The organism is Pseudomonas sp. HD6515, from assembly GCF_024971855.1.
Lineage (GTDB): Bacteria > Pseudomonadota > Gammaproteobacteria > Pseudomonadales > Pseudomonadaceae > Aquipseudomonas > Aquipseudomonas alloputida.
Genome location: NZ_CP079827.1, coordinates 1297630 through 1312016, shown reverse-complemented (window position 1 = coordinate 1312016; position 14387 = coordinate 1297630). Strand labels below are relative to the sequence as shown.

Sequence of the window (14387 nt, the reverse complement as noted above, 5' to 3'; positions counted from 1 at the left end):
ATGGACAATGCGCCGGCGCAAGTGCTCCGGCGGTCAGGAAATTTCCCGCCGGAACGGCGGCAGCGCATTGAGAATAGCCTTGCCGTAGCGCTGCGTGACCAAGCGCCGGTCAAGCAAGGTGATAACGCCGCGATCCTGCTCGGTACGCAGAAGGCGGCCGCAGGCCTGGATCAGCTTCAACGAGGCGTCAGGCACGGCAATTTCCATGAACGGGTTGCCGCCACGTGCCTCGATCCACTCAGCCAGCGCAGCTTCGACCGGGTCGTCGGGCACAGCAAAGGGAATTTTGGCGATGACCACGTGCTCGCAATACGCACCCGGCAGGTCGACACCTTCGGCAAAGCTGGCCAGGCCAAACAGCACGCTGTGCTGGCCATCGTCGACCCGCGCCTTGTGCTTGTTCAGGGTTTCCTGCTTTGAAAGGTTACCCTGGATGAGCACCAGCTTGCGCCAGTCACGGTCCAGACCGTCAAACACATCCTGCATCTGCTTGCGTGACGAGAACAACACCAGCGCGCCACGGGCATCCTCGACGATGTTCGGCAGCTCGCGGATGATCGCCGCGGTGTGCGCTGCTGCATCGCGTGGGTCGGCCTGTAGGTCGGGGACCCGCAACAGGCCGGCATCGCCATGCACGAACGGGCTGGGCACCACGCAGGTGACTGCGTCGCGCGGCAACCCCGAGCGCATGCGGAAACGGTCGAACTTGCCCAGCGCGGTCAATGTCGCCGAGGTCACCAGCGCGCCGTGGGCCACGCTCCACAGGCTACGCCGCAGCATATCGGCGGCGAGGATGGGGCTGGCGTTGACTTCGATGTCGAACAGCGCGCCACTTTCGGCCAAGGTCAGCCAGCGCGCCATGGGCGGGCTGTCTTCCGGGTCTTCGGCGGTGAAGGCCGTCCACAGCTCCCAGTTACCCTGGGCACGGGTGACCAGGCTGCCGAACAGCGGATACCACTCTTCGGCCTGATGGCTGGCGATGCCGATATTGACCTCGCCGTCCATGCCTTCCTTGAGCAGGTCAGCCAGGCGGGTGAACAGATCGTTGAGGCGGGCAAAGCCCTTTTTCAGTTCGATGCCCACTTCACGAATCTGCTCCGGCACCACCCCACCCTCGAAACGGTAACGCGGGCGCTCACGGCCTTCGGTGTCCTCGCTGGGACGGAAGTCAGCCACCTGTTCACAAAGGGTGAACATGAACTGCTGCTGGGTGCGTACTTCTCGCGCCAGCTCCGGCACCTGCTCGATGTACTTGCCCAGGTCGCCGGGCAGCGGATGCTGGGCCAGCAATTTGGTCAGGTTCTTGGCGGTCTGTTCCAGCCAGTCGGCGGTGGAACGCAGCCGCGAATAATGGGCGAAATGGCCGATGGCCTTGTCTGGCAGATGATGGCCTTCGTCGAACACGTACATGGTATCGCGTGGGTCGGGTAACACTGCACCGCCACCCAGGGCCAGGTCGGCCAGGACCATGTCGTGGTTGGTGACGATCACATCGACCTTGCCCATGCCTTCGCGGGCCTTGTAGAACACGCACTGCTGGAAGTTGGGGCAGTGGCGGCCGGTGCACTGGCTGTGGTCGGTGGTCAGCCGTGCCCAGTCCTGGTCTTCCAGGGCCTCTGGCCAGCTGTCACGGTCACCGTCCCAGCGGTTGCCGGCAAGCTTCTCGATCATGCTGTTGAACAGCTTCTGGCTGCGCTCGTCGACTTCGATGCGGAAGCCTTCTTCCTCGAACAACTGAGCCGTGGCTGACTGGGCGTGGCCTTCCTGCAACAGGATGTCGAGCTTGGACAGGCACAGATAGCGGCCACGGCCCTTGGCCAGGGCGAAACTGAAGTTGAGGCCGCTGCTGCGCATCAGGTCGGGCAGGTCCTTGAAGACGATCTGTTCCTGCAGGGCCACGGTGGCCGTGGCGATCACCAGGCGTTTGCCGGCGGCCTTGGCAGCCGGGATGGCCGCCAGGCTGTAGGCTACCGTCTTGCCGGTACCGGTGCCCGCTTCCACGGCCACCACGGCAGGCTCGCCAGCGCGGCGGCCTTCATCGTCGCAGGCAATGTCGCCAAGCACTTTGGCCACTTCGGCGATCATCAGGCGCTGCCCATAGCGCGGCTTGAGGCTCTTGGCTTCGAGAAAACGCGAATAGGCGCCCTGGATAGTGGCTTTGAGTTCGTTGCTGATCATGGTCTGCAGGCGCCCGGAGGGCTGGATATATTTTCAGTGTTTCGCATGGGGCGGCTATCATACCCCGCTATTGCCCTTTCTGCCGCATGGAGATCCGAATGCTCGCCTTTGCCCTGCCCTACACCCTGCATGTTCTGGCCGCACTCGTATGGGTCGGCGGCATGTTCTTCGCCTGGCTGGTGCTGCGCCCGGCAACGGTTGCAGCCCTTGAAGGGCCTGCCCGCCTGCGCTTGTGGGTGGAAGTTTTCCGACGCTTCTTCGGCTGGGTCTGGCTGGCGGTGGCGATTTTGGCGATAAGTGGTATCGGCATGTTGCACATGCGCTTCAGCGGTTTCGAGACGGCGCCCCGGTACGTGCACGTGATGATCGGTGGCGGGATCGCCATGTTTGCCTTGTTCATGCGCATTCAGGCGTTGCTGCTGCCGGAATTGAAGGCAGCGGTGCAGGCCGAGGACTGGCCGACGGGTGCGGCGGTACTGGGGCGCATTCGGCGGATGGTGGGGATCAATCTGCTGCTGGGGCTGGCAGTGGTTGCGGTGGCCAGTTCGCGACTGGTCATCTGACAGGCGCTGCGTGCAACCTGCAGCGAAGCCGGTGCCACGGTGCATGGCGCCGGCGTTGCCGGTGTTCGTGGGCAAGCCCGCTCCGGCAAGGGATCGCAGTGAGCATCAGAGGCGCTGCAAGATCAGTTCACCCGCGGCGCCTCCCGCGGACGGGGAATGGACATGACATGGAAGATACCCGTCAGCAGGATTTGCAAACGGTCAAACCAGCGGTGACTGCGCCCGCGCAGGCTGCGATTGAAAAACAGCACTTCTAGCAGGTGCAGGCCAAACAAGACGATGCCTGCGGCATTGATCAGCAGATTGAAGGGCAAGGGTTGTGGCATCAGCTGATTGAACAGCACCACCCCCCAGAAAGCGACCGTCAGGACCTTGCCCAGGCCCAGGATGAACTTCATACCACGCCCCTATAGAGAGTTGTCATGTCGAGGTGGCCTGATCGAGCAAACCGTGCGAACAACATTAACGGCAATGCCAAGACAGGCACCAGCACCACTCAGTTGAGGTGCAGCTCCACCCGTCGGTTGCGCGCGCGGCCCTCCTCGGTTTCGTTGTCGGTAACCGGTTCGCTTTCCCCACGGCCCTGGCTGGTGACCTTGCCCATCTCCAAGCCCTGGCCGATCAGGTACTCGGCAACGCTACTGGCGCGGCGTTCGGAAAGTGCCTGGTTGTAGCTGTCGGAGCCCACACCGTCGGTGTGCCCGATCACACGAACCTTGGCCACCGTCGGTGAATTGAGCTTCTCCACCAGGCCTTGCAGGCGTTGCTGGGCCGCCGGCGTCAGTTCGGCGGAGTCGAAGGCGAACATCACCGCGCCGTTGTCATCGAGGGTGATCACCTCTGGCGAGGGTTCGGGTGCACTGGCAGGTGGCGCGGCCGGGTACTGCTTCAGTGGGCAACCCATGTGGTCGACCGCCGTGTTGGCCGGGGTCTCGGGGCAGTGATCGCGCCGGTCGAAAATGCCGTCACCATCTTCGTCACCGTCCTGGGCGTAACAAATCAGCCCGCCGGCGATGGCACCCAAGGCGCCGCCACCGGCAGCCCAGGAAGAACTCTCGATGGCACCAAGGCCACCACCGACCAAGCCGCCCAGCAGGCTACAGATGGGCCAGGTCCTTTGATTGAGGGGCGCGCTGCCATCGCTGTGCGTAGCGCAGCCCGTGAGCAGGCTGGCAGCCACCAACAGCGGCAAAGCCGCCTTCGACGTCACACTCATGCTGAATGCTCCTGTGTCATTGGCCACAAACGGCTGGCCGGCATGAAGACGCGCCCGTGCCACTGCTCGAGGCACGGGCGCCCGCCGTCTTACCGCTGGATCTTGATCTCGGTACGACGGTTCATGGCACGCCCTTCGGCCGTGGCGTTGTCTGCCACCGGCTGGGTTTCACCCGCGCCGACCACCGAAACGAAGCTGCTGCGCGGTACACCGCTCTCGACCAGGTAATCGGTCACCGAATGGGCACGTCGCTCGGACAGTTTCTGGTTGTAGCTGTCGGAACCGACGCTGTCGGTATGGCCGCTGACGCTAAGGCGGGCAGAGGGCGCTTCCTGTTTCAGGCGCGTGGCAATGGTATTGAGGCGCTCTTTGTCACTGGCCGTCAGGCGCGCAGAATCGAACTCGAAGTGCACATCGCGGATGACAATGACTTCTTCCTTCTGCACCACCACTTCTTCGACCACCGCAACCGGCTCAGGCGGGCATCCGTTGGCATCGACCTGCACACCACGCGGGGTGCCAGGGCACTTGTCACGGCTGTCGGGCACGCCGTCGCCATCCTCGTCGCCATCGCCATGGGCCCAGCAATAGCCCGCCGCCAGGCCACCGCCCAGCAACGCACCCCAGCCAGCCCAGCTGGAACTTTCGATGGCGCCCAGGGCGGCGCCGCCTACACCCCCGACGGCGGCACATTTCGGCCAGTCGGTTTTTTGCAAACCTGCACAACCAGTCAACACACTGGTGAGCAGTACCAGGGGTATCGCTGTGCGTACTATGCTCATTTCATTGCTTCTCCTAGGGGGAATCGGCATAAGGCCGATCTCTGGGAGTAAAGACCGCGCATTCCAACCCTGCCAGCAATAAGCTACGACACGGTCACATGCCCCTTTGCCCGCACGCCGCAGCCCGCTAGTCTTGGATGACTTGAACGAGGAATGGCAATGACCGAAGGTTTCTCCAAACGCACCCCGCAACAGGCCCTGGCAGCCCTGCTCGAGCGCTTCACTCCACAACGGCTGCTGCTGGTGGGTACGCGCTTCCCAGCGCTGGACGCTTTCGCCCAGGCACACCCCCAGGTAACCATCGACACCGCCGCCCCCGGGCCGCTGCCGGCTGAACTGGCCGCCAAGCGCTTTGACCTGGCGGTACTGGTGGACTGCCTGGAGCACTTGCCCAAGCGCACCGGCCTGGAGCTGCTCGGCGGCATTCGCAACCTCAATGCCAGCCGGGTTGCAGTGCTGGCCGACCTGGCTGCCTGCGGCTGGCAGGACACCGACTTTTTCGCCCTGGCCATGTCGGCCAGCGAGAAATTCTGCCGTGAGCAACAGGTTTTGAACCTGTTCACCTATGATCTACATGACTATAAGCAGGTCCCGGACTGGCTCAATGCCAGGTTCTGGGCCAACCCTGAAAACTTCGGCAAGTACTGGTGGTGATGATGAGTGTCTCGGTCTGCCCTTGTGGCAGTGGCAACCTGCTTGACGCCTGCTGCGGGCATTACCATGCCGGTACTCCGGCACCGGATGCCCAGGCCCTGATGCGCTCACGCTACAGTGCCTACGTGCTGGGCCTGGTCGACTACCTGGTAGCCACCACCCTACCGGCCCAGCAAGCCGGCCTGGACCGTGCTGCCATGGCCGACTGGAGTGCACAGAGCACCTGGCTGGGCCTGGAGGTGGTAAGCGCAGAAGTGCTGGGCGGCCAACCCGAGCACAGCTTCGTCACCTTCACCGCACGCTGGCACGACCAAGACGGCGATCATCAGCACCGCGAACGCTCGGCGTTCGTCCAGCATGCCGGCCGCTGGTACTTCATCGACCCAACGGTCGGGTTGAAGGCCGGGCGCAACGACCCCTGCCCCTGCGCCAGCGGGCACAAATTCAAGAAATGCTGCGCCAGCTACGTAGGGAACTGAACATGATCAAGCGCACCCGTCTGCTACTGCTCGGTGCGCTACTGGCATGGCTGACGGGCTGTGCCAGTTGGGGTGAGGACTGGCGCGAACCCGAAGTGCATCTGGTCGAGGTCGAAACGGTCAAGGCCAGGTTGCTGGAACAGGAGTTCGTGTTGCACCTGCGGGTCGACAACCCCAATGACAGCCGCCTGTTCATTCGTAACGTGTCGTATGCAATACGCCTCAATGACCTGCTACTGGTGCAGGATGAAGCCAGCATATGGCGCAGCGTGGGCGGGCATGCAGGGCGCACTTTCAAGATCACCGCACGAACCAACCTGTGGCAGCACCTGAAGCCACTGGCCAAGCTGCTCAGAAGCAAGCAGCCGCTGCATTACACCCTGCAGGGCGAACTGGCGACCGGATTGCTCATCCATCAGGACCTGCACTTCTCGCGCAGTGGTGAGATAATCCCCGGCGATCACATACCGGAGTAACCCTGCAATGTCCCAACAACCCCACGTTCATGGCCCTGACTGCAACCATGACCATGATCACCACCACGACCACGGCCATGTACACGGCCCGCACTGCAACCACGGCCACCAGGAGCCGGTGCGCAACGCCCTGAAGGACGTTGGCCGTAACGACCCGTGCCCGTGCGGTAGCGAAAAGAAGTACAAGAAGTGCCACGGCGCCTGATCGACTGACGCGATTCAACATCTGATCGATTGCGCGATCACTGTGGGAGCGGGCGCGCCCGCGAACACGGGCGAAGCCCGTGCCATACACCGCGTCGCATGCTTCGCGTGCTTGCCCGCTCCCCAGGTAGCGTGCCAGCCTCTGGATCATGAGCCTGACACAGGAGGCTACGCGGCCTTTCGCCGGTTAGCCCCCAGCAGATCCTGGTACCAAAGGCCGGCATCATAGGCGATGGTCACCAGGGTGGTCTCGACATACCGCGGGTGCTGGGCCATGCGCTGGGCAACCGCCAGGCAGGCAGCGGCTGTATTACCGACAAAAATGCCACTCTGCATGTAGAACCAGCGCTGTGCGGCGAGCATTTCTGCATGTTGCACCTGAGCCCGCTCGTCCACCAGCGACCAGTCCATGAACGGCGGGCAAACGCCCACGGCCATGCCTTCAAAACGATGATCGGCGAACACGCCAGCCCTCGAATCACAGCCATTGGGGTCGACCAGCACCGTCGACACGTCGAAGCCATGGTCTTTCAGCCCCAGGGTGATACCCGTGAAACTGGCGCCAGTACCCGCACAGCCCACGAACAGGATCTGCCGCCCTGCCCCGGCGTTGGTCAGTTGCAGGGCCAGTTCACTGGCGGTCTGATAACGATGGGCCTCGATGCCCACCGGGTTGTTGAACTGGTCGGTGTAGAAGTATGACTTGCCCAACGCGGCCTGGTTATCCAGGTGATGCATCACCACGTCCTTGGGCGTGGCACCGGCCATCAGCATTTCCTTGCCGATCAGCCGAGCACCGAAACACTCCAGCAGATCCCGCTTCGTCTGGCTGAAACTCAGCCCGACCGCTAGCTCTACAGCGACCTGGTACTTGTGGCAGGCCGCCAGCAAGCCAAAGCCGAAGCTGCCACCGGTTTTTTCGATGACGGTCGTCACCCCGGGAATGATGTCACCCTTGCGCACGGCATGTTCGATGATCCGCCGCGCCGCCCGGTATTTGTGGCTACCGCCCGGGTTGTTCATTTCCAGCTTGGTGTAGATACGATCGCTGACACTGATGAGCTCGCTCATTTGCGGCTACCTTCCATTGACGTTTGCAGGCAGGCCTTGTTCTGCAGCAGGCCGGCAGTGGCAACCAGCAGCCCCAGGCAGAGGACCATGCAGATGGCGTTGGTACCGTCCCAGCCAACCGAGCTCAGCAACAACGAGGGGCTGAATGCGCCGAGGGTGGCAAAAATGGCAATCGCCAGGTCGTTCTTGCCCTGCATCTGCATCGCTGCCGGGCTGTTCTGCAGTGACTGGGCCAGCAAGGCACCTCCGCCTACGTAAGTGAGGTTCCAGCCCAGCCCGAGGGCAATCAGTGCCAAGGTCATCATGGCGTAGCTGTGCGACCAGATATTCATCGCCGAGCAACCGATCAACAGGGCCAGGCCCGCACAAATGGTGGTCTTGATACCCAGCCGCTGGATGATGGCGCCGGTGAAGAACGACGGGGCAAACATGGCAATCACATGCCACTGGATCGCCAGGCGGACGTCAGTGAAGTCCTCGTGCATGTGTTTCATGTGCATCGAGGCCTGGATCATCAGCAGGTTCATGATCCCGTAGCCCAACGCAGCGACAGCCATTGCCACAACCACGCTCGGGCCTGCCGGCTCGGCACGGACACTGGCCGGCTTTGCTGCGCTGTTGACCGCGCTGGCCATACCGGCATCGTTGGGCAGGCAAAGCGCAATCAACAATGAAAGCAACGCCAGGCCGACAAACGCGGCATAACACAGCGAAAACAGTGGGTAGCCACCCACGTCACGCAGCCACTCGGTAAGCGTCGGCCCGACGACAGCCGCGATGACCCCGCCCGCTACGACCAGCGAAAGTGCCTTGGGCTTCAAGGCCTGGGAAAGATTGTCGGTTGCCGCGAACCGGTTGAAGTTGGCGAACGCGATGTACACACCCAATGCAGAGTGGCTGAGGACCAGCGTTGGAAAATGCTGGTGCTCCACCGCCAGAAAGCCGCTGACGCCAGACAGCGCCAGGGGAATCGCGCCCAGCATGAACGCCTTTTTACGGCCGATGCGGCTCATCAGCCTGGAGACCGGATAAGTTGCCAACATCAGGCACAGAAACTGGAACCCGTACGGCACCGTGGACCATGCGGCATCAGGCGCCAGCGCAGCCCCGACAATGGCGGCCATCGTCACCGACATCACGGCAGTCGTCAGGTTGATCGACTGTGCGGTGAAGTACAGGTACGTGCGCCGCGGTAACGTACTGTTCATAGTGCGTGCTCGTGATAAGTGGACAAGTCGATTTCGGCCTCGGGGAACACGCAGATCAGCCGTTCCTTGCCTTTACCCAGGCGTTTGCGCTTGACGCTAAGGCGCCCGATGCGCCGAGGCGAATCGAGGTGCGTACCACCGCAGGGGATTTCGATGCCGTCGTAGGTCCACAAACGCGCGTCTTCCAGGCCTTGAACCGCGTAGTGCTCGATCGGCGCATCGCAGCCAATCAGTTCATTCGCCCGTCGTTCTATTTCAAGTACGTCTTCAGCCGTGAAAGCGTCCTCGACCAGGAAGTCGAAACGGGCCGTGTCCTCCTTGATATGGCAGCCGATCGTCCATTGCTTCAGTTCTTCACGCAGCCCGATGGCGGCGGCATACAGGAAGTGGCTGGCACTGTGAGACAACGTCAGCCGTTCGCGCCGTTCAATATCGATAGTGACGCGGGCCGGCATGCCCACGGTGACTTCATCCAACAGGTGTAAATCATCCGGGTGCAGGCTGTGAATAATAATGCCGCCCAGTTTTCCGCCTTTGAAACCGTCCAGGCGAATAGGGCTACCGTAGAGTTTTTTAACCCAGACGAATCGCACGGTACCCACCGGTAATTCAATGGTGCCGAAGTCCGCTTCCTGCCCCCCCCCTTCTGGATAGGCCACCGTACTCAGCAACTCGATGCCGTCACTGTGCACCCGCGCTACTTGCGTATTCGCGCCCGCCAGGTACTGGTCTTTGTAATACAGTTTTTCGGTATTTCTTAAAACTTCATAGTTCAGAGCGTTCATGATTCCAATACCACCTGCAATGATGTTTTAACCTGTACCCGGGCAGCGGCCGGGACGTCTTTGGTCACAATGCAGCCCGGCCCGATAAACGCACCGTCACCGACATGAATTGCGCCCAGCACACTGGCGAAAGCGCCGATCTGCACCCGGTTACCCAACGTCGGGTGCCTGGGGCTCGAGGGGTTGTCACTGATACCGCGGGCGCCCAGGGTTACGCCGCCAAGCACGTAGCAATCGTCACCAATGGTCGACGTTTCACCAATGACGGTGCCCATGCCGTGATCGATGATGAAGCGCGCACCAATGCGGCTGCGGAAATGGATCTCCGCCCCCGAAAGCATTTTTCCGCGCCTGGAGATCATGGCGGCCAGGCATTGACCGCCGGCGCCGTAGGTCGCGGCGCTATTGTTGTAGATCCAATGGGCCAGCCGATAATGCAAAACCGCAGAATAAGAGGTGTAGGTTTTTGCAATGAAGACCAGGTCGCGGCCGGCAGCCGGATCTTTCATGGCAAATGCCTGTAAATCGGCATGTGCCTGTTCAGTCACACGTTCAATGACCGGTGTTTCTTTCAGTGCTTCGAACTCGACGATTGAACAACACTCCAATAACGCCGAGGTCACAAGATTCTTTACAACTTTGAATGACTCCAGTTCGTCAGGGACAGGAAGCCTGGCAATGACGGCTGATTGCATGTCCATAGGGTGCATGGGCTTGATATCCAGTTGTCTGGTCTGCACAGACGCTAAAAGTGCCGCCTTTGTTGGCAGCCGAAAGTTCCGACACGGGGATATTGGCATGTGCTGGCCATTTGCAAACGAACAGTCGACAAGCATTTCCGTTAACTGTTAGGCTTTTTTTTCTAACGGTTTCGGACCTGCCATGATCCCCTGCAGCCTTCATCACCTTTTGAAAGAACGCCTGGATGCAGGCGAGTGGTTGCCCGGGCAACGCATGCCCTCCATCCGCAAGCTGACCGCTGCAGTGGACTTCAGTTACCACGACGTCGTGTCGGCCTATGCCCAGCTGGTCAGCGAAGGGGTATTGACGGCATCACCTGGGCGAGGCTACTTCGTGGCAAACCGCGCCAGGCAGACCAGCGTGATCCACGAACCCGAATGCATGGCCGGCGACCCCCTGTTCCGGCTGCTGCAGGGCGGCCAGCACTTCACCAAGCTGGGCAGCGGCTGGCTGCCCCCCGCGTGGCGCGACACCGAACTGCTGGCCAAGGCAATTCGTCGCACGGCGCGGCTGGAGCAAAGCTCGCTGGCAGAGTACGGCGACATCCAGGGGTACCTGCCCATGCGCAAACAGCTGTGCGTGCACATGAAACGGCTGACCCGTGTCGAAGCCCGGCCCAACCAGTTGCTGACCACACTGGGTGCCACGCAAGGCCTGGACCTGGTTGCACGGTTGCTGATCAAACCGGGCGACCACGTTTTCGTCGACGAGCCGGGCAACGGCAACCTGATCAAGCTGATCCAACTGGCTGGCGGGCACGTCGTCGGCATTCGGCGGACCCAGGACGGGCCAGATGTGGAAGAAATGAGAAGCCACCTGGCCAGGCACAAGGTCAAGGCGTTTTTCTGCAACAGCACCTTCCACAACCCGACCGGCAGCAACATCAGCCCGCACAACGCCTTCAGCGTCCTGCGCCTGGCGGTGGAGCACGAGTTCTTCGTGGTCGAGGACGATGTCTATGGGGACTTCAGCCCTGCTGTGCGCCAGACCTTTGCCGAGCTGGACAACCTTGACCGGGTTATCTACATCGGCAGCTTCTCCAAATGCCTGTCGGCCTCGCTGCGCGTGGGGTTCATTGCCTGCTCGCAAGACCTGATCGAACCGCTCACACGCCTTAAACTGCTGACCTGCGTCGCCGTCCCTGCGTTTTGCGAACGCTTCGTCAACACCATATTGTCGGATGGCACGTATGCCCGGCACATGAAAGACGTGCAGCAGCGCCTGATCCGCCAGCAAGTGCAAACCCAACGCTTGCTGCTCGAGCGCGGCTGGCAGTTCGATATAGCGCCGCAAGGGGGTATGTTCCTTTGGGTCTACCACCCGGACCTGCCCGACCTGCAACCTTTCATGCGTAAACTGGAGCAACACAAGATCCTGCTGATGCCGGGCTCTGCATTCGCGGTGAGCCGTGACTACCAACGCTACACGCGCATCAATTGCACGCATTTTTCCGACGCCTTGGCCGAGCACTTCGAGGTTTGACCCGGCGCGATCAAATAAACCGACCTGGGACCTTGCATGGCGCCTGCGCGCTTACTACCTTAGCGCCTTTCCAAACCAGCCTCGCCTTGCAGGAGCCCTTGCCATGGCCGCCCCCGCCTTTCCTCCCTTCCGCCTGCGGTTCGCAACCGCTGCCACCCTGCTCGGCATGCTCGGGCTGGCCGGCTGCCAGACGGGCGGCTACCAGGATAGCGTGCCACCGACCAGCGGCGTGCAGCCGCTCAAAGGCCTGGCACAGAATGTTTCGGTACGGCGCAATGCCATGGGCGCGCCGCTGATCGAAAGCAGCAGCTTCCATGATGCGCTGTTCAGCCTGGGCTATGTGCACGCCGGCGACCGCATCGAACAGATGGTCGCCATGCGCCTGCTCGCCCAAGGCCGTCTGGCCGAACTGGCCGGCAGCGAGGCGCTGGATATCGACCGCCTCATGCGCGCCGCCAACCTCAAGCAAAGTGCCGCCCAGCAATACGCCGACGCATCGCCACGGCTCAAGCGCTTCTTCGAAGTGTACGCGCGCGGGGTCAACGCCTACCTGTTCCGCTACCGCGACAAGCTACCAGCAGGCCTGGCCAGTAGTGGCTATCGCCCCGAATACTGGAAGCCTGAAGACTCGGCGCTGATCTTCTGCCTGTACGCGTTCAGCCAGTCGGTCAACCTGCAAGAGGAACTCAGCGCCCTGACCCTGGCGCAGAAAGCCGGTAGCGACAAGCTGGCCTGGTTGCTGCCCGGGGCCCCGGACGAGCCGCTGGCCGAAATGGAAGTGGACAAGCTCAAGGGCCTGAACCTGGCCAGCCAGTTGCCGGGGCTGCCAGCCCTGGCAGCTGCCAGCCAGAAGCTCGCCGACCTCGACCTGCTCGGTAGCCCGGGGTCGGCCAACCTGGCCCTGGGCCCGCAGCGCAGCCGCAGCGGCAAGAGCCTGCTGGCCAGCGACAGCCGCGCCGCCTGGGCCTTGAGCCCGGTACAAATCAATACCAACAAGTACCAGGTTGCCGGCCTGTCCTTGCCGGGCCTGCCAATTGTGCTGGCCGGCTACAATGGCAAGCTGGCCTGGAGCAGCAGCGCGGTCATGGCCGACAATCAGGACCTGTTCCTCGAGCGGCTGCGCCGCCAAGGCAATCAGCTGAGCTACCTGGCCGATGGTAAATGGCTGCCGGCCCGCGCCCGCAGCGAAACCTACTTTGTACGTGGCCAGCGACCCGTGCGCGAAGTGATGTACGACACCCGCCACGGCACCCTGCTGGCCCAGCCAGAAAACGCCAGCCTGGGCCTGGCGCTGAACCTGCCCCAATTCAAAGGTGATCGCAGCCTGGATGCTCTGTTCGACCTGACGCGGGCCAAGAACGTGGAGCGGGCCTTCGACAGCACACGTGAAGTGACGGCTGCTGCCGTCAACTTTGTTTTCGCCGAGCCTGAGCACATCGGCTGGCAAGTCAGTGGCCGCTACCCCAATCGCCGCGAAGGCCAGGGCCTGCTGCCCTCGCCGGGCTGGGACGGGCGTTACGACTGGGACGGCTATGCCGACCCGATGCTGCACCCGTACGACCAGGACCCGCCCGCAGGCTGGATCCGCCACGCCAACCAGCGCAGCCTGCCGCGCGGCTATGGCATGCAGCTGTCCAGCACCTGGTACTACCCCGAACGTGCCGAACGCCTGGCACAGCTGGCCGGCAACGGTCGCCACGACAGTCGCAGCCTGATGGCCCTGCAGAACGACCAAGTGACCCTGCTGGCCAACAAGCTCAAGCAGATGTTCGACGCCCCCGGCATGGCCCAGCCACTGAAGCAGGCGATCGACGCCCTCCCCGCCGGGCAGCGCGACAAGGCCCGCGACACGCTGGCCCGGCTCAAGGCCTTCGATGGCCGCCTGAGCCCGGTGTCGGCCGATGCCGCGCTGTACGAGTTGTTCTTGCAGGAGGTCGCTCGCCAGACCTTCCTCGATGACCTGGGCCCGGAGGCCGGCCCGGCGTGGCAGGCATTCGTCAGCAATGCACGTTTGTCGTTCTCGGCGCAGGCCGATCATCTGCTGGGCCGCGATGACAGCCCCTTCTGGGATGACCGCAACACGCCGCAAAAAGAAGACAAGCCCGCCATCCTCGCCCGCAGCCTGGCGGGCGCAATGGAGGCCGGGATCGCGCAGCTGGGTGCCGACCGACGCACCTGGCAGTGGGGCCAGCTGCATCAGTACCGCTGGCCGGCACCGGCCTACCATGGCCTGGGTGATGCGATCAGCCGTGCGCCGCTTGCCGCAGGCGGCGACTTCACTACCCTGGCCCTCACACCATTCGCCTGGGGCAGCGACTTCGACACGCATCTGCCAGCCTCGGCACGGATGATCGTCGACTTCGGCCAGGCCGAACCGTTGCAGATACTGACCAGCAGCGGCCAGTCCGGCAACCCGGCCAGCGCGCATTACCGCGACGGGCTGGATGCCTGGTTCAAAGGGCGCTTCATGAGCCTGCCACTGCAACAGCAGAATTTCGGCAGGGCGTATGGCAACCAGCGGCTTACATTGGTACCGGGGCGGTAACGG

General features: G+C 62.4%; 15 protein-coding genes. 7 read left to right on the top strand and 8 right to left on the bottom strand.

Annotated elements, in window-relative coordinates; translation table 11 throughout:
• Positions 1 to 33 precede the first annotated feature (33 nt).
• Positions 34 to 2178 carry an ATP-dependent DNA helicase DinG gene (dinG, locus tag KW568_RS06055; RefSeq protein ID WP_003254889.1) on the bottom strand — a complete coding sequence of 715 codons (2145 nt, stop codon included), beginning with the start codon at positions 2176 to 2178 and terminating at the stop codon, positions 34 to 36.
• A gap of 98 nt (positions 2179 to 2276) precedes the next feature.
• Here dinG and KW568_RS06050 point away from each other — a divergent pair, with 98 nt between their 5' ends.
• Positions 2277 to 2741: a CopD family protein gene (locus KW568_RS06050; protein ID WP_003254890.1), complete on the top strand. Its 465-nt coding sequence runs from the start codon at positions 2277 to 2279 to the stop codon at positions 2739 to 2741.
• Positions 2742 to 2863: 122 nt separating this feature from the next.
• Here the strand turns inward: KW568_RS06050 and KW568_RS06045 are convergent, their stop codons facing one another.
• The 3 genes from KW568_RS06045 to KW568_RS06035 all read right to left on the bottom strand — a co-directional run bounded on the left by KW568_RS06045 (position 2864) and on the right by KW568_RS06035 (position 4739).
• Entirely contained in the window at positions 2864 to 3139 is a 276-nt protein-coding gene (locus KW568_RS06045; protein ID WP_003254892.1) for a DUF1145 domain-containing protein, read from the bottom strand.
• 98 nt (positions 3140 to 3237) lie between these two features.
• The gene (locus KW568_RS06040; RefSeq protein WP_004576210.1) at positions 3238 to 3957 is read right to left on the bottom strand and encodes an OmpA family protein; all 720 of its coding nucleotides are present in this window, start codon (positions 3955 to 3957) and stop codon (positions 3238 to 3240) included.
• Positions 3958 to 4046: 89 nt separating this feature from the next.
• On the bottom strand, positions 4047 to 4739 hold the full coding sequence (locus KW568_RS06035) for an OmpA family protein (protein ID WP_003254894.1): 693 nt from the start codon (positions 4737 to 4739) through the stop codon (positions 4047 to 4049).
• A 159-nt stretch (positions 4740 to 4898) separates the two neighbouring features.
• Between KW568_RS06035 and KW568_RS06030 the strand changes: the two genes are divergently transcribed.
• From KW568_RS06030 to KW568_RS06015, 4 genes are read left to right on the top strand one after another with little or no spacing between them, the layout of a single operon-like run.
• Positions 4899 to 5393, top strand: a complete 495-nt coding sequence (locus KW568_RS06030; protein ID WP_004576211.1) for a DUF6231 family protein — start codon at positions 4899 to 4901, stop codon at positions 5391 to 5393.
• Positions 5394 to 5395: 2 nt separating this feature from the next.
• Positions 5396 to 5872 (top strand): YchJ family protein, encoded by a 477-nt coding sequence (locus tag KW568_RS06025; protein WP_004576212.1) that lies wholly within the window; start codon positions 5396 to 5398, stop codon positions 5870 to 5872.
• 2 nt (positions 5873 to 5874) lie between these two features.
• Complete coding sequence (locus KW568_RS06020; RefSeq protein ID WP_004576213.1) at positions 5875 to 6348, top strand: LEA type 2 family protein; 474 nt, start codon at positions 5875 to 5877, stop codon at positions 6346 to 6348.
• Between the two features lie 7 nt (positions 6349 to 6355).
• Positions 6356 to 6553, top strand: coding sequence for an SEC-C metal-binding domain-containing protein (locus tag KW568_RS06015; protein WP_003254900.1), 198 nt, complete (start codon positions 6356 to 6358; stop codon positions 6551 to 6553).
• A 167-nt stretch (positions 6554 to 6720) separates the two neighbouring features.
• On the opposite strand, the gene KW568_RS06010 is transcribed toward KW568_RS06015, so the two are convergent.
• Genes KW568_RS06010 through KW568_RS05995 form a run of 4 tightly spaced genes read right to left on the bottom strand, consistent with a single transcriptional unit; the run spans position 6721 to position 10326 of the window.
• Positions 6721 to 7623, bottom strand: a complete 903-nt coding sequence (locus KW568_RS06010) for a pyridoxal-phosphate dependent enzyme (RefSeq protein ID WP_004576214.1) — start codon at positions 7621 to 7623, stop codon at positions 6721 to 6723.
• Positions 7620 to 8831 (bottom strand): MFS transporter, encoded by a 1212-nt coding sequence (locus tag KW568_RS06005; protein ID WP_004576215.1) that lies wholly within the window; start codon positions 8829 to 8831, stop codon positions 7620 to 7622. Before KW568_RS06005 ends, KW568_RS06010 begins: the two co-directional genes overlap by 4 nt.
• Positions 8828 to 9616 carry an alanyl-tRNA editing protein gene (locus KW568_RS06000; protein ID WP_004576216.1) on the bottom strand — a complete coding sequence of 263 codons (789 nt, stop codon included), beginning with the start codon at positions 9614 to 9616 and terminating at the stop codon, positions 8828 to 8830. The genes KW568_RS06005 and KW568_RS06000 overlap by 4 nt, the downstream gene beginning before the upstream one ends.
• Positions 9613 to 10326, bottom strand: coding sequence for a serine O-acetyltransferase (locus tag KW568_RS05995; protein ID WP_003254905.1), 714 nt, complete (start codon positions 10324 to 10326; stop codon positions 9613 to 9615). The genes KW568_RS06000 and KW568_RS05995 overlap by 4 nt, the downstream gene beginning before the upstream one ends.
• Before the next feature lie 172 nt (positions 10327 to 10498).
• Here KW568_RS05995 and KW568_RS05990 point away from each other — a divergent pair, with 172 nt between their 5' ends.
• Complete coding sequence (locus KW568_RS05990) at positions 10499 to 11839, top strand: PLP-dependent aminotransferase family protein (RefSeq protein ID WP_004576217.1); 1341 nt, start codon at positions 10499 to 10501, stop codon at positions 11837 to 11839.
• Between the two features lie 103 nt (positions 11840 to 11942).
• The gene (locus tag KW568_RS05985) at positions 11943 to 14384 is read left to right on the top strand and encodes a penicillin acylase family protein (protein ID WP_259537882.1); all 2442 of its coding nucleotides are present in this window, start codon (positions 11943 to 11945) and stop codon (positions 14382 to 14384) included.
• The last annotated feature ends 3 nt before the right edge of the window (positions 14385 to 14387 follow it).